The 24,126-nt window shown below is 66.4% G+C and carries 22 protein-coding genes and 1 pseudogene; 5 read left to right on the forward strand and 18 right to left on the reverse strand.

Features of this window, described 5'->3' with window-relative positions; all coding sequences use genetic code 11:
- The 6 genes and pseudogenes from L286_RS26680 to L286_RS26700 all read right to left on the reverse strand — a co-directional run.
- Positions 1-490, reverse strand: a pseudogene (locus tag L286_RS26680) (IS6-like element IS6100 family transposase); the annotation flags it as partial.
- On the reverse strand, positions 456-686 hold the full coding sequence (locus tag L286_RS49160; protein ID WP_084498489.1) for a hypothetical protein: 231 nt from the start codon (positions 684-686) through the stop codon (positions 456-458). The pseudogene L286_RS26680 and the gene L286_RS49160, both read right to left, overlap by 35 nt.
- A gap of 19 nt (positions 687-705) precedes the next feature.
- Positions 706-1,785 carry an acyltransferase family protein gene (locus L286_RS26685; protein WP_020819715.1) on the reverse strand — a complete coding sequence of 360 codons (1,080 nt, stop codon included), beginning with the start codon at positions 1,783-1,785 and terminating at the stop codon, positions 706-708.
- Positions 1,782-3,038, reverse strand: coding sequence for a polysaccharide biosynthesis protein GumE (locus tag L286_RS26690; protein ID WP_235181759.1), 1,257 nt, complete (start codon positions 3,036-3,038; stop codon positions 1,782-1,784). The genes L286_RS26685 and L286_RS26690 overlap by 4 nt, the downstream gene beginning before the upstream one ends.
- On the reverse strand, positions 3,031-4,155 hold the full coding sequence (locus tag L286_RS26695) for a GumK N-terminal domain-containing glycosyltransferase (protein ID WP_020819716.1): 1,125 nt from the start codon (positions 4,153-4,155) through the stop codon (positions 3,031-3,033). Before L286_RS26695 ends, L286_RS26690 begins: the two co-directional genes overlap by 8 nt.
- The gene (locus L286_RS26700; RefSeq protein WP_020819717.1) at positions 4,152-5,288 is read right to left on the reverse strand and encodes a glycosyltransferase; all 1,137 of its coding nucleotides are present in this window, start codon (positions 5,286-5,288) and stop codon (positions 4,152-4,154) included. Before L286_RS26700 ends, L286_RS26695 begins: the two co-directional genes overlap by 4 nt.
- Positions 5,289-5,451: 163 nt before the next feature.
- Between L286_RS26700 and L286_RS26705 the strand changes: the two genes are divergently transcribed.
- Positions 5,452-6,390 (forward strand): glycosyltransferase family 2 protein, encoded by a 939-nt coding sequence (locus L286_RS26705; RefSeq protein ID WP_020819718.1) that lies wholly within the window; start codon positions 5,452-5,454, stop codon positions 6,388-6,390.
- Positions 6,391-6,424: 34 nt separating this feature from the next.
- Here L286_RS26705 and L286_RS26710 read toward each other — a convergent pair whose 3' ends face one another.
- From L286_RS26710 to L286_RS26750, 9 genes are read right to left on the reverse strand one after another with little or no spacing between them, the layout of a single operon-like run.
- A complete protein-coding gene (locus L286_RS26710) occupies positions 6,425-7,441 on the reverse strand; it encodes a polysaccharide pyruvyl transferase family protein (RefSeq protein ID WP_020819719.1) in 1,017 nt (338 codons plus the stop codon).
- Positions 7,438-8,454: a glycosyltransferase family A protein gene (locus tag L286_RS26715; protein ID WP_021222975.1), complete on the reverse strand. Its 1,017-nt coding sequence runs from the start codon at positions 8,452-8,454 to the stop codon at positions 7,438-7,440. The genes L286_RS26710 and L286_RS26715 overlap by 4 nt, the downstream gene beginning before the upstream one ends.
- Before the next feature lie 28 nt (positions 8,455-8,482).
- Positions 8,483-10,369, reverse strand: coding sequence for a WecB/TagA/CpsF family glycosyltransferase (locus L286_RS26720; RefSeq protein ID WP_020819721.1), 1,887 nt, complete (start codon positions 10,367-10,369; stop codon positions 8,483-8,485).
- Positions 10,370-10,391: 22 nt separating this feature from the next.
- Positions 10,392-11,060 (reverse strand): hypothetical protein, encoded by a 669-nt coding sequence (locus tag L286_RS26725; RefSeq protein WP_021222976.1) that lies wholly within the window; start codon positions 11,058-11,060, stop codon positions 10,392-10,394.
- The gene (locus tag L286_RS26730) at positions 11,057-12,427 is read right to left on the reverse strand and encodes an exopolysaccharide biosynthesis protein (RefSeq protein ID WP_020819723.1); all 1,371 of its coding nucleotides are present in this window, start codon (positions 12,425-12,427) and stop codon (positions 11,057-11,059) included. Before L286_RS26730 ends, L286_RS26725 begins: the two co-directional genes overlap by 4 nt.
- A 27-nt stretch (positions 12,428-12,454) precedes the next feature.
- Positions 12,455-13,717, reverse strand: coding sequence for an ATP-binding protein (locus tag L286_RS26735; RefSeq protein WP_020819724.1), 1,263 nt, complete (start codon positions 13,715-13,717; stop codon positions 12,455-12,457).
- Positions 13,718-13,739: 22 nt separating this feature from the next.
- The gene (locus L286_RS26740) at positions 13,740-14,537 is read right to left on the reverse strand and encodes an SLBB domain-containing protein (RefSeq protein ID WP_020819725.1); all 798 of its coding nucleotides are present in this window, start codon (positions 14,535-14,537) and stop codon (positions 13,740-13,742) included.
- 10 nt (positions 14,538-14,547) lie between these two features.
- Positions 14,548-15,729 carry an outer membrane beta-barrel protein gene (locus L286_RS26745; protein ID WP_238559284.1) on the reverse strand — a complete coding sequence of 394 codons (1,182 nt, stop codon included), beginning with the start codon at positions 15,727-15,729 and terminating at the stop codon, positions 14,548-14,550.
- A gap of 17 nt (positions 15,730-15,746) precedes the next feature.
- A complete protein-coding gene (locus tag L286_RS26750) occupies positions 15,747-16,772 on the reverse strand; it encodes a glycoside hydrolase family 5 protein (protein ID WP_029986860.1) in 1,026 nt (341 codons plus the stop codon).
- A gap of 68 nt (positions 16,773-16,840) precedes the next feature.
- On the opposite strand from L286_RS26750, the gene L286_RS26755 reads away from it, so the two are divergent.
- Positions 16,841-17,413 carry a hypothetical protein gene (locus L286_RS26755; RefSeq protein WP_020819728.1) on the forward strand — a complete coding sequence of 191 codons (573 nt, stop codon included), beginning with the start codon at positions 16,841-16,843 and terminating at the stop codon, positions 17,411-17,413.
- Positions 17,414-17,418: 5 nt separating this feature from the next.
- Here L286_RS26755 and L286_RS26760 read toward each other — a convergent pair whose 3' ends face one another.
- From L286_RS26760 to L286_RS26770, 3 genes are read right to left on the reverse strand one after another with little or no spacing between them, the layout of a single operon-like run.
- Complete coding sequence (locus tag L286_RS26760; protein WP_020819729.1) at positions 17,419-18,414, reverse strand: NAD-dependent epimerase/dehydratase family protein; 996 nt, start codon at positions 18,412-18,414, stop codon at positions 17,419-17,421.
- Entirely contained in the window at positions 18,411-19,139 is a 729-nt protein-coding gene (locus L286_RS26765) for a methyltransferase domain-containing protein (RefSeq protein WP_021222979.1), read from the reverse strand. Before L286_RS26765 ends, L286_RS26760 begins: the two co-directional genes overlap by 4 nt.
- A complete protein-coding gene (locus L286_RS26770; protein WP_020819731.1) occupies positions 19,136-20,860 on the reverse strand; it encodes an ArnT family glycosyltransferase in 1,725 nt (574 codons plus the stop codon). Before L286_RS26770 ends, L286_RS26765 begins: the two co-directional genes overlap by 4 nt.
- A gap of 244 nt (positions 20,861-21,104) precedes the next feature.
- Between L286_RS26770 and L286_RS26775 the strand changes: the two genes are divergently transcribed.
- The 3 genes from L286_RS26775 to L286_RS26785 form a co-directional block, all read left to right on the forward strand.
- The gene (locus tag L286_RS26775) at positions 21,105-22,040 is read left to right on the forward strand and encodes a glycosyltransferase family 2 protein (protein WP_013053794.1); all 936 of its coding nucleotides are present in this window, start codon (positions 21,105-21,107) and stop codon (positions 22,038-22,040) included.
- A gap of 3 nt (positions 22,041-22,043) precedes the next feature.
- Positions 22,044-23,021: a glycosyltransferase family 2 protein gene (locus L286_RS26780; RefSeq protein ID WP_013053795.1), complete on the forward strand. Its 978-nt coding sequence runs from the start codon at positions 22,044-22,046 to the stop codon at positions 23,019-23,021.
- On the forward strand, positions 23,014-24,126 hold a 1,113-nt coding region (locus tag L286_RS26785), incomplete at its 3' end, for an FAD-dependent oxidoreductase (RefSeq protein ID WP_021222980.1). The genes L286_RS26780 and L286_RS26785, both read left to right, overlap by 8 nt.

Genomic DNA, 24,126 nt, shown 5'->3' on the forward strand with positions numbered 1-24,126 from the left:
CCTGCCGGTGGGCCGTCTCCCGGTCCAGCTTTCCTTCGCGCTTCAATTCGGTGATCGCTGCACCATAGCTCGGCGCTTTGTCGGTATTGAGCGTGGCAGGCTTTTCCCAGTGCTTCAGGCCTCGCAGGGCCTTGCCCAGGAACCGCTTCGCTGCCTTGGCGCTGCGGGTCGGCGACAGGTAGAAATCGATCGTGTCGCCCCGCTTGTCGACTGCCCGGTACAGGTAGGTCCACTTGCCCCGCACCTTGACGTAGGTTTCATCCAGGCGCCAGCTCGGATCAAAGCCACGCCGCCAGAACCAGCGCAGCCGCTTCTCCATCTCCGGGGCGTAGCACTGGACCCAGCGATAGATCGTCGTATGGTCGACCGAAATGCCGCGTTCCGCCAGCATTTCCTCAAGGTCGCGATAGCTGATCGGATAGCGACAATACCAGCGCACCGCCCACAGGATCACATCACCCTGGAAATGGCGCCACTTGAAATCCGTCATCGTTCCGTCCGTCCAATCTCCGCCAAGCATGCTCAAGCTTCACGATTTTTGCAACAGAGCCGATGGAAGCACCCGTCTGCGCGGCATGATGGAAGACGACCAGCAGGATCGACAGGCCCTTGGCCACGTCCAGCCAGCCTATACGTCCCTCATCGTCCTTCACCGACCCGTGCGCGACCCTGTTTTCCTTGCGCATCCAGTCTTTCCTTATCGTCTCACCTTCGAACCTCCGCCCGGCTGAGATCGGGCAATAGGATGACCTTGGGCTGCCGGTCGAACAGCCTTGCAAGCAGGCGGCGCAAATAATGGTTGGCCGGCCCTTCGATGAAGCGATGGGACAGCGCCGCGATGCCGACCGCCAGCAGCAGCGATGCCACGGCGCGCGGCGCCGGCGGCATCGGCAAATATCCCGCCAGATAGAAAGCGGGCATGTGCAGCAGATAGAGCGAGAAGCTCCACGCCCCCAGCCGTCGCATCGCGCCATTGCCCCACAGCCAGTCGTTCAGCCGATGGTCGATGGTCGCGCTGTGGATGACGCAGGCGCAGAGCAGGACCTTCGCCAGATCGCCATAATAGCCGATATGCTTGGGGTCGCCGCGTGTCGATGGGAAGAGGAAGGGCTCGGCCCACGTCGGTGACAGCAGGATGGCGGCCAGGAAGGCCAGGGCGCCTCCCAGCACGAGCATGGCGAGCGGCGGGCGCAGCGGCGCTGCCTTCATCAGCAACGCCGTGCCGATCCCGGCGATGAAGATGTGCAGCTTTGCGAAGACCGAGAAGCCCGGCGTCCAACTGCTGATCGCATAGCTCAGGCAGATCGCGGTCGTCAGCGCCAGGAGGACGACAGGCCTGTTCGGGCGGCTGCTGTGGAACGCCATCCAGATCAGCGGAAAGAGGAAATAGAATTGGAATTCCGGGCCGATGGACCAGAAGATCGGCTGCGCGCTGGTGAAGCTGAGCAACCGCAGGAGCTGCTGGCCGTCTATGCGATAGATGAACGCCGGATCGGCATAGCTGAAGAGGAAGAAGGACAGCAGCGATACCGCCAGATAGAGCGGCAGGATCCGTCCCGCCCGCGCCACGCCATAGCGCAGCAGCGCCGCGACGTCGGGCTTTTGCCCCAGATAGAGATGGCCCATCAGGAAACCGCTGAGCACGAAGAACAGCATCACGCCATAATCGCCCAGGCGGTGATTGACCCAGGACGGCAGCCCGACATCGGGAAAATGCGACAGCATCACGATCAGCGCCGCAAAGCCGCGCAGCCCGTCCAGCGCTGGAATATGCCGCCCGCTCATGCCGGGGTCGTGCTGTCCGCTGCCCTCCGCCCGCGTGCGAAGCAGAAGCCGTAGAGCGCCCACATCAACGCCGCCGTCTTGATCGAAAGCAGCGAATTGCTGATCGGCAGGCACAGGATGAGGAACAGCATGATGCCATGTTTCGCCATGCGGTCGCCCGGCGCCCTGCCGAACCCGGCGAGCGACAGCGCCAGCCAGAGGCCGAGCGCGATGAGCACCGATTGGGACTGGATGAAATCGGCCCATCCCGCATCGTCCAGCCGCGCAAATTCGGGTCTGACCCCCAGCAACGCGGCGGCATCCATCGTCCCCAGCGCATGCAGGCCGATGCCCAGCCGCCCGGCGAAATTGTCGCCATTGGGCATCAGCAGGCCGAATGCGTCCCCCAGCCAAAGCAGGCCCAGCATGACGGGCAGGTAGATCGCGCTCCAGCGGTCGGGCAAATAGCGGCAGAGCGGCAGATAGAGGCAGAAGAGCAGGATGACCGTCATCGCGAGCCGCCCGTCGCAGATCACCAGCAGCGCGAAGGTGGACGCCACCATGAAGGCCCGGCCCCGGCGCGACAGTTCGCGCCAGCAGGCCGCCGTGAAGATGGTGACGACGACCGCCCAGTTGCCGAGCGACACCGGCTCCAGGAAGAGCGACGACCCGCGATGGAAACCGAAGCCGTTGAGAAACAGCCGCCCGCCCGGTCGCTCCGAACTCAGGAACAGCGATCCGCCCGCCCAGAAGGCGTCGGCGTCGTAGCCGCGCGTGTTCACATAATAATCGACCACGTTGAAGAAGGCGCCATATTGGTCCGGTCGCGCCAGTTCCCACATGCCCACCAGCAGGATGCACGCCTGCATGACGAGGACCGACCGGCGGAACAGGTCGGCGCGCAGCGCCGTGCCCAGCAGGATGAAGGCCGGGATCAGCAGCACGTCGCCCAATATCTTCGGATTGAACTGCGCCCGGATCGCGCTGGTCAGCAGCACGGCCATCACCAGCAGCGCGGCCAGCGTCCACCATCGCGCCGCCAGCGCGACCGGCTGGAACAGGCCCAGCAGCAATGCAGAGATGACGATGCCGCCCTGCATCACGGACACGATCGACCCGCTCATCGGCGCGACATGGCTGTTCACCCAGGCGAGGAACGGGTTGAACAGGACCGTCGCCGCCAGCAGCGCGACGGCCGCCACCGGCACGACCGCGCGCAGCATGTCCCCGGCGCCTTGCATCCTGACGTCTCTTTGCAGGACAAGCTCAGCCAAGGGCGACCTCCACCAGCCGGTCGGCCACATCGCCCCAATCCTGCGTCGGCGCTGGCCGCCGGCGCGTCTGGGCGGCCCTGGCGAAGGCCTGCACCATCCCATCGGCGTCGCCCGGCCGATAGCCGAAACGCAGTCCATGTTCGCCCACCGCGAAATCCGGGCAGACGGCGGGCAGGCCGATGGCGCCATATTGCATCAGCTTCAGGCTGGAATCCGCCAGATAGGCCGATGCTTCCGCCGGCAGATAGGCTGCGATCCCGACATCGGCATGCTGGATATAGGGCAGCGTCCGTTCGAAGGGCATCTCGTCGTGCAGCACCACATTGGACGGGAAGGCGTGCTTGGGTGTTCCGATCATGTGGAAGGTGAAATGGGGAACCGCCTGCGCCAGCGTGCGGATCGCGCCCTCGTCGAACAGCATCGATCCGACCGCCACCGCATTATGCGGCCCGTCATAGGGGCTGACGGTCGGCCGGCGCAGGTTTCGCAGGTCGACGCCATGGGGAATGAAGATGCGCGGACAGTCGAAGCTGTCGAAATGCGGCAGCATGCTGCGGGCGACGACCACGACCATGTCGATGTCGCGCGCCTGCCTTTGCAGCGTCGTTTCGATGCATGCCGGCACGCCGGCGGTCGCCAGCAGGTCGGTCGCGCGATAGACGATCCGCGCATGCGGGGCGATGGCGCGCACTCGCCGGATCAGCGCGGGGGCGATGCCGGATTCGATGAGGATGAGGTCCGCCGTCGCCGCCGCCTCGTCCAGGGCGGGGCAGGCCATGCCGGCCCAGCGGTGGAACAGCCAGCCGGTCAGCGCATCGGGCACCGGCATCTTGACCGGATGCCAGCGTGTCCGCCACAGATAGGCGCGCAGGCCGTCCACCGTTTCCCAGCGGTTGGCGCGCGGGTCCAGCCCCGCCCGGCTGTCGCCGCGCAGCCGCGACAGCCAGCTGTAGCCGATGGACAGGAAGGCGACGTCATGGCCCCGTCCGGCCAGTTTCTGGGCGATGAAATGCACGCTGGCGCGGCGCGCCGTGCGATAATCGTGGCGCGACAGGATGAGGATGCGGGCGTTGGTGACGCCATGGGGTGCGAGGGCGGCCGAAATGGGGATGTTCAATGGCGTCTCTCCCTGCGGCCGATGATTTCGTCGTAATAATCTTCCAGTTCCGCCATGTTGGACCGGATGTGGAAACTGTTGTTGACCCATTCCCGTCCCGCCCGGCCGAAGCTTTCGCACAGGTCCGCCGACAGCAGCAGCCGTTCCAGATGCGCGGCATAGCTGCCGGTGTCGCGCCGCTCCGCCAGCAGGCCGCTCTGCCCCGGCCGGATGGCTTCGCGCATCGGCCCGTCGTCGAAGGCGACGACCGCCATGCCCATGGCCTGCGCCTCCATCAGCACGATGGGCAGCCCTTCGCTGTCGCCATTCGCGGCGCGGATGCTGGGCATGGCGAAGATCCTGTGCCGGGCCATGGCGGCGAACACGGCCTCTCGCGGCTGCGGGCCGGCAAATACCGGCTGGATGCCCAGTTTTCGTGCCTGATCCATCAACGCCGGCTTCATCGGGCCGTCCCCGATGATGGTCAGCGGCTCCTCGCGCAGGCGGGGCGGCAGCTTCGCCCAGGCGTCGAGCAGGAAGTTGACGCCCTTCTTCTCGACCAGCCTGCCCACGAACAGCGCGCCCCGGCGCAGCGAGGGGGAATCGACCTGCGGCAGCTCGGCGGGGTCGATGCCCAGGCGGATGACCCGCAGCTTGCCTTCGGGATAGCCGGCCTCCAACAGGCACTGCCTGATCCAGTTCGACACGCAGATGATGCCGTCGACATAGCGCATCAGGACGGGCTTCAGCATCAGGTACCACAGCCCCTCTGTCCGCCGCGCATGTTCGCGCGCGGTGACGGTCGCATCATAGCCATGGGCCGTCACCACCAGCGGCATGCGCCGCCGCAGGGCAAGCGGCAGGATGCCCGCGCCGTCCTGAAGGAAATGCGCGTGGATCAGGCCAGCGGAGCGTGAGGACAATTGTCCGTCGAGATGGTGGTAATGTCCGGTCAGTCGACTGCTGATCCTTTTCCACTTTCCGGCGCCGGGTTCATGAAGCAGGTGCAGTTGCTGTCCGTCCCGATAATGGCCGCCGACAATATCGTCAGCCATGACGAAGGGCCGATAACGACGCAGCGAGCGGATGTGGTCAGCAATGAAGGTTTCCGACAGGGGCAGGAAACCGCGTCTGTAAATGGCGACCATCGGCATGTTATCTGTCCGCATTGGGAAGATCGGGTTCGAACCCTTGGGACATGTCCTAGGGGTATTCCCTCAATTCGCTGCTGCTTGTGCGGCTGTTATATCCAAAGCCCACCCCTGTTTCGAGTAAGGCATAACACCTATGCAGCGGAACCTAACCCCTTGTGTATCTGTGATAATTGCCGCCTATAACGCGCAGGATACGCTGGTTCGCGCCGTAAATTCGGCGCTGGGGCAGCAGGTGCCGGTCGAAGTGCTGATCATCGACGATGCGTCGAGCGACGACACGCCGAGCGTGGCGGAGGGCCTGACGCGGCTACATGACAATGTCCGCCTGATCGTCAGCGCGGAAAATGGCGGACCTTCGGTTGCGCGCAACAGGGGGCTGGCCGAGGCGCAGGGCGAGTGGATCGCGATACTCGACGCCGACGACGCGTTCCTGCCGGGGCGGCTGCAGCGCATGACCGGGGTGGCGAGGCGGCATGAGGCCGATCTGGTGGCCGACAATCTGCTGTTTTTCGACTGGCAGGCGCAGGCCGTGGCGGGCCGGGCGCTCAGGCTGGCGGACGATCATGTGCGGCAGGTCGGCGCGGCGGATTTCGTCGGCCAGTGCATGACCGGCCGTTCCCCCTTCGACTATGGCCAGCTAAAGCCGATCTTCCGCCGCCGATTCCTCCATGCACGCGGACTGCGCTATCCGCCCCACCTGCGCCATGGCGAGGACTTCGCCTTCGTTCTGGACTGGCTGCTGGCCGGCGCGCGCTTCATGCTGATGGGGGAGGGGCTTTACCTCTTCACCCAGCGCATCGGTTCGATCTCCTCCGACAGTTCGGGCCAGTCGCGCACCATCCTCAACCTCCAGGCCATGCGCGAGCACACGCTGGGCCTGCTCGCCCGCCCGCGCATCCGGGCGGATAGGGCATTGGCGGGGCTGTTGTCGAAACGGGCGGACGCGATCCGCGACCAGGCGATCTGGAACCGCGCCTATCCGCATCTGCGCGCCCGCCGACCGGGGGCGCTGCTGATGGAAATGCTGCGCGACCGGCGCAGTTGGCCGATGCTGGCCCGTCACCTGGTCCGGCGGCGCCGGGCGCGGATGCTGGCGCGGTAAAGGGAGGAGGCCAGCCACAGGCAATATTCAGCCTTCACCGCCCCCAGCAACCGTCCAGCGCACTGCTCAGCTGTTCGACCCTCTGCGCGAAAATCGCATCGCCGCTCAGGAAAGCGGGCGCGCCGACCAGCCGATGCAAAACCGTCGCCATGCGTTCCGTCCGCCGCCTGTCCCACCGCACCATCGCGCCCCGCGCGACGCGCTGCGCCGGCAGGCGCCCCGGCAGCGCGCGCAGATGATGCTTCACCTTGGGCCGCACCGATTGCCATAGCCCATTGCCCTCCCGCCGCATCATCCGCCGGTAATGCGCCATGGCGCTCTCCCTGTCCGGCCGCGGCAGGCGGAAATCCTGTCCGATGCAGCGCTGCACCTGCCCCTCATAATAGGCCCGCAGGCTGATCGAGGGCAGCGCCACAGGCTCATAGGGCAGGTCCAGCGACAGGGTCCAGTCCAGCCATTTGAAGCTGTTGATCCGCCGGGACGACGCAACGGGCACCCAGGGCACCCGCATCGTATCCGCGATGATCGCGGCATGCATGGAATCCGCGATCACCAGCCGCGCCGATCGGATGCGCTCTATCACCCGATGCGCGCATTGCCGGGGATCGACCAGTTCCACGCCCGCCAGCCCGCACGCCCTTTCCCAGGGACCTTCGTCCATCGCCTCATAATGGGGAATGAAGATCGTCCCGTGCCGTTCTTCCTCGGCCAGTGGCTTTAGCCGCGGCAGGGTCGACAGCAGCAGCGCACCGTCCGCGACCGCCCGTTCCGGCCGCCCGACCACCTGCGCCGTCAGCGGCCCGCGCAGCGCCGTCACCTTCCACCGCCCGCTGTCGAAATCGGCGGGCACGGGACGATAGCCGATGCCGCTGGAAAACACCCTGATCCGTTTCGCCTGCGGCATGTCGTTGCCGATGATCGTGCCGATGCCGCAGAACAGATCGCCATCATCCTCGTCCGACCAGCGGCCCGGCGCGAGTTCTTCCCAGAGCCAGCCGTTCAGGTCGTCGCCGAAATTCCCCTGCGGCGCCCGGTAATAATAGAGCTTCACGCGGGCACCTCCGGCATCCCGGCCGGGCGCAGCTTGCGGCGCAGGATTTCCGTCCAATAGCCGGGCAGGTCACGCCAGAGGTGCCGATAGGCCCTTGCGATCATCGCCCGCTGGAGCCGGTCCATCAGGCCCAGATAGAGCCGCGGATGCATCAGGATCGCCGCCAGTTCCATCTGGAAGCTGCGTCGCCGCTGCTGCGTCAGCATCAGGCTTTGCGCGTCGATGCCGTCGATCGCGCCCATCAACTCGTTCGCCCGGATCATGGAAAGGATGCGCCGCAGATTGCGCCCGCCCAGCCGCTCATGCGCGTCGCGATACAGGTTGATGCCTTCGCCGCGCAGGCTGTTGGCGGAAAGCGAGAAGCAGATGCCCCGCGCCCGATGCGCGATCCGCGCCCACATCAGCCAGTCTTCCCCGGCATAGCGCAGGCTCTCCTCGAACCGGAGCGATCCCACCGCCGACCTGCGCAGGATCACGGACGATGTCTGGCACAGATAGTCGCGCACCATCGACGAACCGCCGCTCGTCCCGACGAAGCAATAGGTGCCGCGCGTCCCGTCGAGCAATTCGACCCCCTGCTGCGCCGGCAGCGCCTGGAAAAACGCCATGGCCGCGAACATGGTCGTCGGCGGCATGGCGCTGTCGCAGAAGTAGAAATCATGCGCCGTGCCCAGGGTGTCGATCCCCCAGGCCAGATGGTGCGTCGACCATTGATCGTCGGAGTCCAGAAAGGCGATATAGCCGGAATCCGGCGATAGGGCGTCCAGGCCATGGTTGCGCGCCGCCGCCGGGCCGGCATTGGCCTGGCGAAGGATGCGCAGCCTGATCCAGTCGGGCAAGGCGAGATTATCGAGGTCCAGCTGGGCCGCGACCGGCGAACCGTCGTCGACGACGATCAGTTCGACTTCGGCGGGCCAGGGAAGATATTGGCAGGCGACCGACCGCACGGCTTCGCGCAGCAGCCCGCGCTTGCGCTGGAAGAACGGGATGACGACCGAAATGCGCTTCGGCATGGTCGTCCGGCGCCGGGGCATGCTGGCGTCAGGCCGCATCGGCCCCCCGCAGGGCTGTGGTCGGGGCTGGCGGGGGCGTATCCTCCCAATCCTGCCCCCGCCAGGCATCCTTCAGCGCATGGACGATGAAGCTCAGATTGCCGCGCAGATAGCGGTCCGCAAGCCGGGTCGGCTCCTGAAACAGCCGCCATGCCCATTCGAACCGCGCCCGCTGCACCCAGGCCGGGGCGCGCCGCACCCGTCCGGCGAGGAAGTCGAGCAAAGCGCCGCCGCACAGCACGGGCCGTCCGAACTCCGGCGCCCAGCGCGCCGCCCAGATCTCCTGGCGGGGATTGCCCATGCAGGCGAGCACCAGATCGGCCTTGCTCGCCCCGATGCGGTCGCTCAGGCCCGCTTCCTCCTGCGGGTCGAAGAAACCATGCTGCATTCCCACGATCGAGAGCCGCGGGCACAGGCGGCGCAGCGTCACCGCCGCGCGCTCCGCCACGCCCGGCGCCGCGCCGACCAGGAACAGCCGGAGCCCTTCGGGATGGTCCTTCAGCAGCGCGGGGATGAAGTCCGTGCCGTTGAGGTTGACGGGAAAGGAGCGGCCATAGCGCAACCGGCTCGCCAGATCGACGCCGATGCCGTCGTTCAGCACCAGCGCATTGCTCAGCGCCCCGGCCAGCCGGTCGTCCTTCCGCGCCAGATTGGCCATATGGGCGTTGCAGAAGGCGATGACCTTCGGGCTTTGCGCGCGGACATGGGACCGGATTTCCGCCAGCGCCTCCGTCTGGGAGAGGACGGCGACCTTCACCGGACCGATGGCCCGCTGGCGATGGCCCAATATCTGGTCGTAGATATGCACGATGCGCGCCGAGACCTGCGGCCAGCTATAGCTGCGCAGCGGTTCGGCCGCGTCCTTAAGGGCTCCCCTGGCCCTCGCCGCCCGGAAATCCTTGAGCAGCCGCGCCGCGGACAGGGGATCGTCGAAATGCAGGAGCGTGCCGACGCCCAGCTTCTCGCAGGACCGGCGATGCGCCGGAATGTCGCTGGCGGCGGGATAGAGGCCGGCGGAAACCGCCTCGATCAACGATATGCCGAACCCTTCATAGGCGCTGGCGGACGCGAAGATGCTGCTGCGCCCGATCAGCGCGCGAAGCGCCTCGTCGCTGGGGCTGTCGTGGAATTCCACCTTCCGGGATACGCCCTGTTCGTCGGCGATCCGGCGCAGGTCGGACAGGGCGACGCCCATCGGCTTGCCCGCGACGATCAGCGACCAGGCCGGGTCCAGCGCATTCAACGCGGCGAACCAGCGGATCAGCCGGTCGATCCGCTTGTTGGGGGCGATGCGGCCGAAATAGAGGATCGCCCGCGCATCCGGGTCGGCGGCGGCCGCGAACTTGTCGATGTCGACGCCATTTTCCACCAGCGTCAGCCTTTGGCGGCAGATGCGCGCGAAACTCTCCTGATCCGCCTCGCTGCAGGCGATCGTCGCGTGGAAGCGGCTCAGCGACAGGCGGGATATGCTGTGGAAATAGACCTGCTTCAGCCGCTGCGCATAATCCGTGTGGAAGAAGCCGCCATGGGTGCTGAGCACCATCGGCTTCTGGTGCAGAAAGCGCGTGAGGGCCAGGAAATCGACGAAGAAATCCATGGCATGGACGTGGATCAGGTCGCAATCGCGCACATGGCGCAGCACCGCCGGCGCAATGGGATAGCGCCGTCCGCCGCGGAAGGGCAGGCGGACGACCTCCACCCCGCCGATCGTCTCCCGCGCGGGCAGTTCGGCGCCATCGCCGTCGAAGATGCGATTCAGCGTGACCATGCGCACCTCATGGCCCGCCCGCGCCTGCTCCTCGCAGAGGTTGCGGGTGAAATTCTCCAGCCCGCCGATGCCCGGATGATATTGGCGGGAGATATGGACGATCTTCATGCCTGTTCCACGCTTCATGCCGTCACACGATCATGACCGTGCCGATCAACGGCATGCCCAGCATCGACAGCTTGTTGATCGTGGATTTGAGGTCCGCCGTGGTGGTGGCGTCGCGGCTGACGGCCAGTATCGCCACGTCCGCGCCGGCCGCTGCCAGGGCGAGATCCTCGACATGGCTGGCGTCGACCAGGCAGAGGTCGAAATCGGCCATCATGTCGGCCAGGCCCCGGCTGTCGGATGCGGCCGCCAGCAGGGACAGTCTGGGGATCGAGGCAGGCCGGATGAAGGCGTGGAGGTCATCCTCCGGATCGGTGGGCGTGACCGGCGCCTGGCCGAGCAGCCGGTGCTGGACGAAGTCCGACTGCTTCATGTCGACCAGCAGCGTCCGCAGCCCGCTCAGCGCCGCCGACACCGCGACATTGGCGGTCAGGATCGCCGCCTCGTCGACCGCGCCGACCGTGAGGACCGCGATGGAGGAGGGCGCCCGCCCGTCCGCCAGGCGGAGCGCGGCCAGCGTCGACTGTATGTCGCGCGCCTGCACCGCCAGCCGGTCCTCCGGGTCGCTGACCGCCACGACCAGCGGATCGACCTGGATCGGCCCCGCGGCATTCATCTCGGGCTTTTCGCCCGGGCCGGCGGCGATGAAGATCGCGCCGGGCTGCTCGCTTCTCTCTGTGGATCGGAGTCTCATGACCATTTGGCTCCTTCAAGGCGGAGTTGCTGTCCGATGTGACGGAGGTCGGCCTGCCCCAGCACGGGCACGCCGGTCAGATATGTCATGGCATCGCGGCTGCGGACGCGGGGTTGGAGCCATTCCAGCAGGACCGCCGTGCCAATGGCGAGCATCAGGCCCAATATCGTCATCATCAGCAGCCGCACGGGAATGTTCGGCGCGTTCGGCAGCAAGGGCGCCTCGGCGGCGTTCAGGTGCAGCACGTTCAGCGAAGGGATGCTGCTTTTCGCGCGCAGTTCGGCCATTTGCTGCGTCTCGGTTTCATATTGCTTCTTGGCCGATTCCACATTGCTTTCCAGCACGTTGAGCTTGCCCCGGTCGCCCGCCAGCGACAGCATGCGGGCGCGGTGCTGGTTCAGCAGCGACTGCATGGCGCCCCGGTTGGCCGCGGCGGCGGAACTGGCCGCGGACAGGCTGCCCGACGTCTTGGCCGTTTCCTGCGCCAATGCCGCCCGCAACTGGGCAAGCTGGGAATTGGCCGCCCGCATCAACTCATGGCTCGGCCCCAGTTCCGCCGACATCTGGCGGATTTCGGCCGACTTGGTCGCGATCTGCGCGCGCAATCCCTGGACCACCCCGCTCGACTGCACTTCGGGCATGCTCGCCCCCGCGGCGGCGCGGGCGCCCGCATCGGCGGCGGACGCTTCGGCGGTGGACAATTTGGACGACAATTCGCTCAGCCGCGTGCTTTCCGCATCGATCGCGCCGGTGGAGACGATGCCGTGCTCGCGCTGGAACTTCGCCAGTTCGCTCTGCGCGCTTTCCATCCGCGCCTCGGATTCGCTGAGGCGGGTCTTGAACCAGTCGGCGTAGCGCTTGGCGAAATCATTGCTCATCGACAGACGGGTCTTGTTGAACGCATCGGCAAAGGCATTCGCCATCTCCGCCGATCTGGCCGCATTGCTGCTGCGATAGGCGATGTCGATGGTGCTGCCCGCCGGGCTGGGCGTGACCTCCAGCCCGCTCTGGACCCGTCGGTTCAGCCAGCCCTGGAAGGTCTGGGTTCCGTTGGTCTGGTCGAACCACTGCCGGCGCAGTTCGGGTTCCTTGTCGAGGCCCAGGGCGCGGGTGACATGGCCGGTGATCGCCTCGCCGCGCAATATCTGCGCCTCGGTCGCCAGCATGGCGGCGGGTTCGCCGGCCGCGCGCGTCTCGCCGGGCAGCGGGTCGGGCGCGCGCGTGTCGAACAGCAGCGTGGCCGACGCCACATATTCGCGCGGCGTCATCAATATCCAGACCGCGGTCAGCAGCATGACGCTGCAGAATATCCCCGCCACCAGCCGCCAGCGCTGCAATATCGCGCGGAATATGTCCAATATCAGCATAGTCACTATCCTATTCGATGATCCGGCCTATTCGGCGGCGATCGGGCGATGAAGATCGTTCATGCTGATGATGTTCTCATCGATCTTCTCGCTGTTCTGCGCGGCGAACAGCATGGCCAGCATGAATTGCGGCGCCAGGCTGTCCTGGAAGGCGATGCGATCCTCTGCCGCATCGATGATCAGCGCGTCCCGTAACTGGGACAGGATGCGCTCGCCCCGTTCATCCGACAGCGCGTGCCGGGTGATGAAGCCGTGGGCGGCGGCGGTGCGGGCGATGGTCTCGATCATGCTCCAGTGCGGGCTGTTCGTCGCGATCACCTTGCGGAACAGCGCCGCATCCTCCGCATTGGTGAGCGCCCAGTCGTTGACGGCCCGCGCCACCCCGGCCAGCGTGGCGGGCAGGTCGACCTTCCGCTCCTGCCGCTTGATCACCTCGAAACAGGCGAGGGCGCAGAACAGCCGGACATGATAGGGCGATCCGCAGGCGAGATGGGCGATGGTCTCCCGGCTGGCATCGGTGAAGCCCATGCCGGTCGACACCGCGCCCTTGGCGATGATGTCGAACACAGCCTGGGATTCGATCCGCGAAATCGGGATCACCGACATGTGCCGCCGCAGGGAGGCGTGGCCCGCGATCAGGGCGTCGACCCCCGCCGCGATGCCCACCGCGACGATATGAACCGGCATGGCCGCGTCGGACAGCATCTTCATCAGCCTTGCGACATCATGTTGCACGGCGCCGTCGGTGATGCGGTCGAATTCGTCCAGGATCAGGACGAAGCGGCGACGGGCGCGGGGCGCGATCTGTTCGATCACGTCCCGCGGATTGACCGGACGGTCCCCGGGCCAGTCGACCGGCGCCCCGGCCAGGGCATCGACATAGGGCCTGATCAGCGCCCCGAAATCCTGATCCGGCTCGCACGCCGAATAGAGGACGACGAAGCCCCGGTCGTCGGCCATATTGGCGAAGACCCGCGCCAGCGACGTCTTGCCGGACCCCCGCGCGCCGTAGATCAGGGCGTGATTCCCCCGGTCCAGAACGCCCTCGACCAGCAGTTCCAACTGCTCCTGCCGGCCGTGAAGATGGCTGGAACTGGTGACGGGCTGGGTCGAGTTGAACCCCTTGCGGATGGCCGACCGCAACATGTCGGCCGTCGGGGGCGCCGGGGTGGCGGGCTCGGCGGCGGCGGCGGCGCGGATGGCCGCCATGCGGCGCGCCAGCTCCTCGCTCTGGGGCTTGGGCTTGCGCCTTGGCTTCAGCCACCGCGCTATCCAGGAAAACAGGGGCATTTCGGGTTCCTTCCCAGCCTGATCAGAAGATGCGTTCCTGGACGGTGAAGACGTCGCCCGGCTTCACCAGCATGTCCAGGTCGGCGCGCTTGATCCTCTGGTTGCCGCGGTTGAGGCTGATCTTCTTTTCGGATCCGCCCAATGTCGGCCCCCCTGCCTGCGCCAGCATCTGGCGCAGCGTCATGCCGCTTTCATAGGTGATCTTGCCGGGCTTGTTGACCTGGCCGTAGATGAAAACGTCCTCCGCCTTGGGCACGAACAGGGAATCCCCGGGGCGCAGCATCTGCCCGGTTCCCGTCGCGCTGTTCAGGTCTTCAAGCGGGATGCGGCGGTCTTCCTCGCCCTGGCGCTGCAATATGGCGTAATCGGCGGCATCGGTCCGCGCGCCGCCGGTGCGGGCCAGCATCATCGCGATCGTCTGCGGCCGGTCCAGCGGATAGATGCCGGGATTCTGGAGATTGCCGAAGACGGTCACGGCCCGGCTGACATAGCTCACCACCTCCACATTGACGATCGGATTGACGAAATATCCGCCCGCCTTCAGTTGATCGCGCACCTTGGTCGCCAGCGCATTGGCGGTCACGCCCTGCGCCACGACTTCCCCGACGCTGGGCAGGGTGACGCTGCCGTCCTCCTTGATCCGGGTTTTGACGTCGAACGGATAGGCGCCGAAGACGGACACCCTTATCTCGTCATTGGCGCCCAATATGTAGCTGGACGCCAGCGCCGCGCCCGGCGCGGCATCGGCCGCCATCGCCGGAACGGCGGCGGAAAGGGATGCAAGGATCAGGATGGAAAGGGCAGGGAAGATCGGTTTCATGGCCAGTACCTCATAGATCCAGTCCGACGAACAGCAGTCCCGACGTGCTTTTGTAACGGAACTGGTCGACGGCCGTTGTTCGCCACTCATGGCGTATCTCCGCCCCGGCATTGAGGCGGCTGCGCAACTGGTAACGATAGCCGGCAAAGACCGCGCGGGTGCGGTCCGACCGGCGCAGCAGCGGCGTGTCGAGCTGCAATTCTCCCTTGAACGACCGGCGGCTGTAGCTTCCGCCGGCCGACAGGCCGGAGCGCGCCCCCAGCTTCAGATTGCCGCGCAGGCTGAAGTCGGTCTGCACGATATAGGTCGCGCCCGTATTGCTCTGATTGCGGGAGCTGCGGTCGACATCCAACAGGATCGACAGCCGGTTGGAGGGGGTATAGACCGCCTGCGCCTCCACCCCCAGGCCGGAGAAGTCGGCAATGCCGGGCGCGCGCGGCTTGGTCTTGAAATAATTGGCGCCCAATTGCCAGCTCAGGCGCGGCGCCACGGCCCGGCGGAAGAGGATGCCCGCGCGGTAATTTTCCGCGCCGTCGCGCAGGCCGGCTATGGCCTCGTCGGCATTGGGGCGGCGGAAACGCTCATATTGGAAGGTCGCGCGGATTTCGCCCAGGCTGGCCTTGGAATAGCCGATGCCCGCCATCGCCGTGGACGTGTCGATGTCGAATATCCGCCGCGAAGAGGCGCTGTTGCTGGTATTCAGATAGCCCATGGCGGCCACGGGGAAGAAGCCATAGGGCTTCTCGCAGTCGACCGCGACCCTGTAATCCTGCGTCCTCTGCGTGTTGCCGACGACCACGCCCTGATCGGAAAGATTCGATTGCGCGAAATTCAGCCGCGCCCTGGGCTGCACATGGCAGTAACCGGATACGGACAGATCGGCATCGGCCTGAAGACTGATCCTTTCCCGATCGAGAAATTCGAAACGCTGGTGGAAATCATAGCCGGCCGACCCGATCACCGTCAGCCGGTGCAGACCGAATTGCCGGCGGTAGGTCACGTCGACGCTGGGCGTGATGCGCAGGTCGTCCTGCTCTCCGGTGACCAGGTCGTCATTCTGCCGCAGGACGTTGCTGTCGTAGAGCAGGCGCACGGTCGGCCGGACCCGCAAACCGTCGGGCGGAACCTCCACCTCGGTCTGGGACAAGGCCGCCTGCGGGATCATGAGGGCCGCCGTGGCGGCTGCGCTCATGACGGAAAACTGCTTCATCATGGCTCCCTTGCAACGATATATTTGCTGAGCACCGCGGCCTGCGGACGGGGGCCGCCGGTCGGCTGAACGCTCATCGGATAGCGGGCGCCCCACCAGGCGCCGCCCGCCCAATAGGTCCATCCCATCCAGACATCGCCATTGGCGCGCAAATGGGCGAGCAGAACGTCCAGCCCGCGCAGGCAATTGTCGTCGGGCGGCGCACCGAATTCGCCCAGGAAGCCGCGATGACCATTGGCCCGCAGCCATGTCGTCGCGCCCGCCAGCCGCGCATCGATCAGGTCCGGGCTGACGCAGCTCGTCGCCGTGCCGGAACTGTCGGCATCCAGATATTGGTGCATCTCGAACGCATAATTGTCGCCAGGATCGCGAAAATCGGCGAAGGCGAGCGCGTTGGAGTTCGATCCGCCCGTGGTCCAGCTATGCGCGCCGCTATATTTGGAACCCGGCACGAGGATGAGATTGGCGGCCCCCGTCCGCCGGATCGCCGCGACGCTGCCGTCCGCCAGCGACCGCCAGGCGGCTGGCGTCATGCCATAGGGCTCGTTCATCAGGCCGAAGGCGACGGCGCCATTGCCCTTGTAATGCTCCGCCAGCCGCTGCCAGAGATCGGCCAGCATCGCCGACCCATTGGAAATCTGGTCCAGCCGCTGGCCGTTGTACCGGCCGTAATTATGCACGTCGAGCACGATGGTCCGGAACGGCGCCAGACTGGCGAGCGACTTGTCGATCAGGGCCATCTCCGTCGTGGAGAGCGGCTTCAGCGGCGCCGGCTGCACCCGTTCCCAGAGGATCGGCACGCGGACGATCCGCATCCCCATGTCGATGAAGGGCTGGGCGGTCCTTGCGTCGGGATAGATATAATCCTTGCCGAAGACGCCGGGCTTGCGCGCGGAATTGAATTCCCCGCCTGCTATGTTGACGCCCGACAGGGGCGGTTGCCCGGCGGCAGGCTGCTCGGCGGTCAGCGGCAGGGCCAGCAGCATCAGCAGCGGCGCCATGGCGAGGCGAGTCGCCACCCTCATCGGATGAAGCCCCTTTGTCGCCATGGCGATGCGCCTGCTTCCCCGCTAGGTGCTGAAGGGAAGGAGACATGATGAGCGCGAAAGGCGACCTGCTCGCAAAGGCCCCAGCCGGCGACGCCCCCGACAGGACGGCGGCGGACGCCCTGCCCTGGTTTCAGGGCGCGGACAGCGTGCCGACCCATTTCGGCATGGTGGGACTGCTCCAGGAAAAGGGCATGGTCGTGGATCTCGGCGCGCCTCAGCCGGGCGGCACGCGGCCGATCCATTACCGGCGGTCGTCCGGCGCCCTGCTGTCGATTTCCGTCCCGCTTTCCATGACCATCGCGGCGGGCGATTTCCTGCTGGTGAAGTCGCTGACCTGCCCCGACGGCGCGGTGCGGCCGGTCGCGGTGCGCCCGCCGGCCAGCCCGGACTGGATCGCCATAGCCGATCTGGAGCGCATATTGGGACACTATGGCGCGGGCGCATCCCGCTTCGTCCGATGGAGCGCCGGGGCAGGCGCGGCCTGCGGCATTGCCGCGCTGTGCGGGGTCGCGGCGCCCGTCACGGCGCTGGCGGGCATGGTCGCGGGCGTCGCGGCGCTCGGCCTTCATCGCCGGGACCGGCGCGACCGGGGCCGCGTCAGGCGCCTGATCGGCTGAAGCGCTCATACCAGCAGCCCTTCATTGCGATACCAGGCGACGGTGCGGCGGAAGCCCTCCTCCAGCCCAACGGCGGGCCGGAAGCCCAGCGCCTGTTCCGCCCGCGCGATGGAAAAGGCGCGGTTATGCTTGAAGAAGGTCAGGCGGCGGCGGTGCAATGGCGGCTGCACCCCCAGCGGCGCGCAGAGCAGTTCGCAGCCATGCGCGGCCAGATTGACCAGCCCATAGGGCACGGTGCGCCGGGGCGCGGGCACGTTCAGCACATTGGCGGCGGTCGCGACATAGTCGCGCAACGGCAGATAAGTCTTGCCGCCGATGATGAAGGTGCCGCCCGGCGCCGCATCGCTCGTCATCGCCAGCAGGAATCCATCGACCAGATCGTCGATATAGACCGGGTGGAAATTCGGCCGCCGCGATCCGATGAACAGGAAACGGCCCTGCTGCACCATGCGGAACATCTTAAGCATGCGCGTGTCGCCCGGCCCGTAAATGGCGCAGGGGCGGATGATGACGACGTCCATGCCCGGCCGCATCATCGCGTCGCGGCACAGGTCTTCCGCCAGCAGCTTGCTTTCCTGATAGGGATCGCGCGGGTCGAAGGGCGCGTTTTCGTCGGCCGGCGTTTCCGCCACATCGCCATGCACGCCGATGGACGAGCAATAGACGAAGCGCGCCACCCCCGCCTTGCGCGATTCCGCCAGCAACGCTGCCGTGCTGTCGCGATTGGCGCTCAGGAACTCCTCCCGCGCGCCTTCCGACCGATACATGGCCGCGATGTGGAAACAGGCCGTCGCACCCTCCACCAGCCGGGCGAAGGCATCGGTGTCGGTCAGCGATCCGCCGATCCATTCGATGCCGCTCTCCCTTTCGGCGGCGCTGGGCGGGCGGCGCGTCATGGACCGGACATGATAGCCCATGCCGATCAGCCGCCGCGCCAGCGCGCCGCCGGTGAAGCCGGTCGCGCCGGTAACGGCGACGATGGGGCGTCCGTCCGCGCTCATGCCTTCCTCTCCCGGTCGAAGCGCTGGAGCACCGGATTGCCGATCAGGCTGGTGACGCCGATGCGGCGCAATCCTTCCTCCACCATGCGCACCGGCTTCCCCGCCAGGCGGTGGAGGCCCATGGGCGCGCTGAACTGCTTGAAGCGGCGGCGGGGCGCGAAGCCGTTGCGGCGGAAGGCCTGCTCGATCCGGGCGGGCCAGAAGCTGCGATAGGTGCGCGTGTCCTTCTCGATCAGCCGCTTGATCGGGAAGGTCGCCGCCGACAGTGCATTGGCGCCCATCAATGTCGGATAATCGACGATGACGCTGTAGCGGGCGACGCGACAAAGTTCGTCGATCAGCCTGTCCGGATCGTCGATATGCGCCAGCAGCCTGATGCTGGTGACAAGGTCGAAACGGCCGTCCGGGAAGGGCAGGGCCAGCAGGTCGCCGGTCACATAATCCACCCGGCCGGCATCGGCGCCCTGCAACAATTGTTCGGCGCAATCGGCCGTCGAGCCCAGGACCGTGGTCTTGATTCCCATGTCCAGCAGTCCGCCGACAAGCTGCCCATGGCCGCCGCCGACATCCAGCGCGCTTTGGTGGAGGGGCGGCCCATCGTCCACCAGATCGCGCAGGCCGCGGTCCTGGATGTCGAGCAGATAGGCGCCCGAAGGCCCCGCAAAGCGGCGGGCATATTGGACCGACCCCGTTTCCAGATCGGGGGGAGGAAGCAAACCAGTCATGCCGCACCTGCGGTTGCCGCAATGCCAAAGAACGCAGGCGGACATGACTGGCCTGACGGCACGCACCGCCCGCGGGGCGGCAGGGGCCTGACCACGGACGCGCCTTTCGTGCCGGGAAGGGCCTGCTTCCCGACATGGGGGCAGGCACGCCGCACGGTTGGGTGCCGCCAGCTGTAGACGTGGAAGCTGCTGTGCGTGGGGACGGGGGTCAGGCGCCGCTCGATCTCACGGGCGATTTCGGGGCGCACGCCCATGGGATTGCGCCACTGATAATCGGACACGATGACGACGCCGTTATCGGTGCAGTCGATGACTTCGGACAGGGCGGCCCGGCTGTCGATCAGCGGACGGCCGGTGCGGAAATCGCTGTTGAAGTCGGTCGGCGGCTTGAGCTCGCCCAACCGGCTGTGGCTGATGAACAGGTCGAACGGCCCGATATGCGCCAGGGTGCGCAGGTCGTCGCCGGTGACGAGCAGGCTGCTGCCTTGCGCGATCCGCCGCAATTCGGGCGCCGCCCTGTCCCATTCGCCGTCGGGCACCGGCGCGGCAAGGGCGGCGGGCCCTTGCGCAAGGGTCGACGCCATCAGCCGGGCGGAATGGCGGTAGGCGACGTCGCCGCCCATCAGCAGCAGCATCGCCGCGCCCGCCAGCAGGGCTGGACGCAGCGTTCCCCTGCCGCCGAACCGTTCGACCAGCGCGCCGATGGCCAGGCCATAGGCCATGCAGATGAAGGGAAAGACATAATAGCTGTAGCGCCACGCCTTCATCCCCGCGAAACTGTGGAGCGCCAGGCACAGCATCACCATGATCGCGCACAGGCTGGCCAGCGAGGGATTGCGCCGCCAGGCCGCCGCCAGCGCAACTGGCCAGAGCAGCAGCATGGCGGGCATCTGCGCCCGGAATTCGCGCAGATAATAGAAGGCGTCGTCCTGCGATCCGGTCGCCCAGCGCTCGGCATGGCGATAGCTTTCCAGCGCTGGCCCGGCCTGCGACAGGGCGATGGTTGCGCAGGCCAGCGCGATTGCGCCCAGCACGATCAGGTGCAGCGGGCGCATCGTCGCTATCGTCGCGCGCTGGTCGAACAGCAGCCAGCAGCCCAGGGCCAGCGCGGCAATCGCCGTCACTGGTTGCAGATGGGCGGCTATGGCCAGGCAGAGCGCCGTGGCGGCCAGCCAGCCCGGCCTGAACCGGCCCGCAGGCCGCGTGGCGAGGAAAAGGCTTCCCGCCGCGGTCAGTATCATCAGCGCGTGCAGCGCGTAGAAGCGGGCGAAATGCGCGATGTCGAGCGTGTAGCCGGCAAGGCCGAACAGCGCGGCGCCGGCCACTGCGCTCCATATGCCGCCGCTCTGCCGCAGCCACTGGAAGGCCAGGGCGACGCTGATGCCCGAAAAGAGCAGCGAGGGAATGCGCGCCACCCAGAGGTCGGACCGCCCGAACAGATCGAAACTGCCGCCGACGATGGCGGTGAACAGCCGCGCCCGTTCGTAACGGCCGTCCAGGATCGCGAAGCTGCCGTCCGCGGCCCAGCTGCGCCCCGCCAGCAGATGGTAGAATTCGTCGATATGGGCGGGGCGCGTCTGAACGGTCAGCACATAGACCAGGCAGGCCAGCAACCCCGCGACCAGGGCATGGGCCGCTCCGGGCAGGGCCATGGGCGCGCGCCGGCCATCCTGCGACGGCAGGACGACGGGCGGTCCCAGATGCTCCGATGTGGTGGCCATGAATATGATCTCACATTCGGCAAAAGCCGACAGGATGTTCGATGGCGCAAGAATTCGATCTAACCGAATTTAAGTCAATATAAGGGAGAACGCTTAGCCGTAGGTATGACTACATAATGGTATGTTTCTGAAATTTATGTGAATGTGTTTCCAAGGTCGCTGAATCGATTGGCGTTGAACCCATTTATGGAAGTCATAAGGGGCATCGCCCGGCAATATTATATAATATTGTAGGAATTGACGCATGGTCGATGTTTCGATTGTCGTTCCTCTTTATAATGAAGAGGACAATGTACAACTCTTGCATGAAGCCATCAGCAATGCATTGGCGGACTTCCGGCCCAGCTATGAAGTCGTGCTGGTCGATGACGGCAGCAGGGACGCGACCTTCGTCCGCGCGGCGGAAGTCGCTGAGCGGGACGGGCGCGTGCGCATCGTCAAGTTCCGCGGCAATTACGGCCAGACCGCCGCGATGGCGGCCGGCATCCAGAATGCCCGCGGCGACATCATCGTCACCATGGACGGCGATCTGCAGAACGATCCGCTGGACATACCCCGCATGGTCGAACTGATCCACGCCGGGCACGACATCGTCGTCGGCTGGCGCAGGAAGCGGCAGGATGGCGGGCTGCGCGTCTTCGTGTCGAAATGCGCCAACCGCATCATGGCCCGGCTGATGGGCGTGGCGGTGCGGGACAGCGGCTGTTCGCTAAAGGCCTTCCGCAGCATGCTTATCAAGCAATTACCCATGTATGGAGAGATGCACCGCTTCATTCCGGCCCTCTCCCGCCTGGCCGGGGCGCGGCTGGCGCAGATCGAGGTGCGGCACCATCCGCGCCAGTTCGGCGTCTCCAAATATGGCTTCTCGCGCATCTACAAGGTGATGCTGGACATCGTGTCGATCCGCATCCTGCTGAGCTTCGTGCGGCGGCCCATGGCATGGCCGCGCCATATGATCGTCGGCATCACCCTGCTTGGCCTGCTGTCCGTCGCGGCGGCGGTCTGGGGCGGGGGGTTGGCGCTGCCGATGCTGGCCATCGGCGTGCTCTGGCTGTCGCTGGCGCTGTTCCTGCTGGGATGGGCGGTGATCGGGCAGATGCTCGCCAGCCTGACCGGCAATGTTTCCGGTTTCGCGTCGCTGGGCGCGAAACTGTCGGCCCAAATCAAATTGGGGGATTGAACAATGGTTGCCACGGCAAAGCTTGACCTGGTCGAAGTCATGGACATTTCCGTCATCGTACCGGTCCTCAAGCGTTTCGACGATGCCGCCCGCGTCTATGCCGAATATCGGGACAGGGTTGCATCATCGGGGAAAAGTTACGAGTTCATCTTCGTCATCGACGGACAGCCGGACTATCCGGTCGCCACGCTGGAACAACTGCAACGCGACGGCGAACCCATAGAGATCATCCGCTTCGGCCGGGAGTTCGGGGAATCCGCCTGCCTGCGCGAAGGCATCCGCCAGTCGACCGGGCGGCACCTGCTGTTCCTGCCCGCTTATTTCCAGATCGGCGGCGCGGCGATCTCCGAACTTCTGGATCATCTTGACGAAGCCGACGTCGTCGCCGCCCGCCGCGACAGACGGGCGGACGCCATGTTCAACCGGCTGCGCGGCTGGGGCTTCCAGAAGATGGCGCGATTTGCCGGGGCCAAATATGACGACCCCGGATGCCTCGTCCGCGCCGTCCATCGCAGCGTCTTCGACGAAATCCCGCTCCAGGATGAGAAGCAGCGATTCCTGCCCCTGCTGGCGGAGGTGCATGGCTTCAAGGTCGTCCAGCTCACCCTGCCGCAGGCCGAGAGCGACGCCGGCCGGCCGCAACACAAGCCGGGCGTCTATTTCGACGTGATGATGGACCTGATGGCGGTCGGCTTCCTGGTCCGCTTCATGCAGCGCCCCTTCCGCTTCTTCGGCACGGTGGGCGCGGCGTCGATCCTGAGCAGCCTGGTCCTGATGGCTTTCCTGCTGTTCCAGCGGGAGGTCAGCAACATTCCGCTGGGCGACCGCCCGCTGCTGGTGCTGGTCGTCCTGCTGCTGGTGCTGGGCATCCAGATCGCGGCGATCGGCCTGATCGCGGAGATCGTCATCTTCACCCGCGGCGACGGCAAGCAGCATTATCGGATCGAGAAGATCGTGGAGCATGTGTCCGCCGATGCCTGAAACCGTCATCATAGGGGCGGGCATTCAGGGCGCCACGCTGGCGCTCGCCGCGCTCGAACGGGGCGTGTGCCCGATCCTCGTCGATCGGGACGACCGGCCCTCCGGCGCGTCCGTCAACAGCTATGGCATCGTCCATGGCGGGCTGCGCTACCTCCAGTCGATGAACATCCCACGCTGGGTGCGCAGCCGCCGCGCGCAGAACTGGTATATCGACCGCTATCCGCATCAGGTGCGGCCGCTGCGCTGCGTGATGCCGCTCTATGCCGGCGCCCCCCGCTCGCCCCGGCTGTTCGCCCTTGCGCGAGGTCTCGACCGGATGCTGCGAACGGCGCTTGGCCAGCATGTGCCGCTTCCCGAAGATGGCGCCTGTTCGCGGCAGGAGGTCTTGCAGGCCTATGACGTCGCGTCCCATGGCCTGCTGGGCGGCGCGGTCTGGTATGATGCGCAGTTGCTGAACCCGCCCGCGCTGTTGAGGGAAATGCTGGCCGAAGTGGAGCAGCGCGGCGGCGTCGTGCTGCGCTCCACCGAAGTCACCGGCCTGATCGAGCAGGGCGGCCGCCTCCAGGCCGTCCAGTTGCGCAACGCAAGGGACGGGCGCGAACAGAGGATCGCCGCCGACCGGCTGTTCGATTGCGGCGGCGCGCAGGCGGGACGCTGCATCGGTCCGGCGCGCCGGGCGCCGAGCGCGGCGGTCCTCGCCTTCAACCTGCTGATGGACATTCCCGCGCCCCCCGCCAGCGACGCCTACGCCCTGTCGCCCACGCCGGGGCGCGGGCGCAGCTTCTTCTTTCGCCGCTATGGCGCCGCGACGCTCGTCGGCACTTTCTATCGTCCCGCGCCCGGCGGCCTTTCGCCCGAACCCACGGCGGAGGATGTCCGGTCCGCCCTGGCATCCATCCGCCAATGCCTGCCCAATGTCGAACTGGACGAAGGATCGGTGCTGGCCACCTATGCCGGCCTGCTGCCGGACCGCGACGGCAGCGGCCGGGCGCTTCATCCGGGCGACCGGCATCTGCGTCCGGGGCCGGAGGGCTATCATATGCTGGTCAGCGGCAAGCTGACCACCGCTCCGCTGCTGAGCGAACAGGTGGCGCGCCGCCTGTGG

Origin of the sequence: Sphingobium sp. HDIP04 (genome assembly GCF_000445085.1) — a bacterium.
Taxonomy (GTDB): domain Bacteria; phylum Pseudomonadota; class Alphaproteobacteria; order Sphingomonadales; family Sphingomonadaceae; genus Sphingobium; species Sphingobium indicum.

What these genes read in the sequence shown, in the direction of transcription:
- L286_RS26780 (WP_013053795.1), top strand. Translation starts at nt 22,044, where the DNA reads ATGGTTGCCACGGCAAAGCTTGACCTGGTCGAAGTCATGGACATTTCC.
- L286_RS26765 (WP_021222979.1), bottom strand. Translation starts at nt 19,139, where the DNA reads ATGACTGGTTTGCTTCCTCCCCCCGATCTGGAAACGGGGTCGGTCCAA.
- L286_RS26700 (WP_020819717.1), bottom strand. Translation starts at nt 5,288, where the DNA reads ATGCCGATGGTCGCCATTTACAGACGCGGTTTCCTGCCCCTGTCGGAA.
- L286_RS26760 (WP_020819729.1), bottom strand. Translation starts at nt 18,414, where the DNA reads ATGAGCGCGGACGGACGCCCCATCGTCGCCGTTACCGGCGCGACCGGC.
- L286_RS26740 (WP_020819725.1), bottom strand. Translation starts at nt 14,537, where the DNA reads ATGAAACCGATCTTCCCTGCCCTTTCCATCCTGATCCTTGCATCCCTT.
- L286_RS26725 (WP_021222976.1), bottom strand. Translation starts at nt 11,060, where the DNA reads ATGAGACTCCGATCCACAGAGAGAAGCGAGCAGCCCGGCGCGATCTTC.
- L286_RS26755 (WP_020819728.1), top strand. Translation starts at nt 16,841, where the DNA reads ATGATGAGCGCGAAAGGCGACCTGCTCGCAAAGGCCCCAGCCGGCGAC.
- L286_RS26715 (WP_021222975.1), bottom strand. Translation starts at nt 8,454, where the DNA reads ATGCCGAAGCGCATTTCGGTCGTCATCCCGTTCTTCCAGCGCAAGCGC.
- L286_RS26745 (WP_238559284.1), bottom strand. Translation starts at nt 15,729, where the DNA reads ATGAGCGCAGCCGCCACGGCGGCCCTCATGATCCCGCAGGCGGCCTTG.
- L286_RS26770 (WP_020819731.1), bottom strand. Translation starts at nt 20,860, where the DNA reads ATGGCCACCACATCGGAGCATCTGGGACCGCCCGTCGTCCTGCCGTCG.
- L286_RS49160 (WP_084498489.1), bottom strand. Translation starts at nt 686, where the DNA reads ATGCGCAAGGAAAACAGGGTCGCGCACGGGTCGGTGAAGGACGATGAG.
- L286_RS26730 (WP_020819723.1), bottom strand. Translation starts at nt 12,427, where the DNA reads ATGCTGATATTGGACATATTCCGCGCGATATTGCAGCGCTGGCGGCTG.
- L286_RS26685 (WP_020819715.1), bottom strand. Translation starts at nt 1,785, where the DNA reads ATGAGCGGGCGGCATATTCCAGCGCTGGACGGGCTGCGCGGCTTTGCG.
- L286_RS26735 (WP_020819724.1), bottom strand. Translation starts at nt 13,717, where the DNA reads ATGCCCCTGTTTTCCTGGATAGCGCGGTGGCTGAAGCCAAGGCGCAAG.
- L286_RS26720 (WP_020819721.1), bottom strand. Translation starts at nt 10,369, where the DNA reads ATGAAGATCGTCCATATCTCCCGCCAATATCATCCGGGCATCGGCGGG.
- L286_RS26775 (WP_013053794.1), top strand. Translation starts at nt 21,105, where the DNA reads ATGGTCGATGTTTCGATTGTCGTTCCTCTTTATAATGAAGAGGACAAT.
- L286_RS26750 (WP_029986860.1), bottom strand. Translation starts at nt 16,772, where the DNA reads ATGAGGGTGGCGACTCGCCTCGCCATGGCGCCGCTGCTGATGCTGCTG.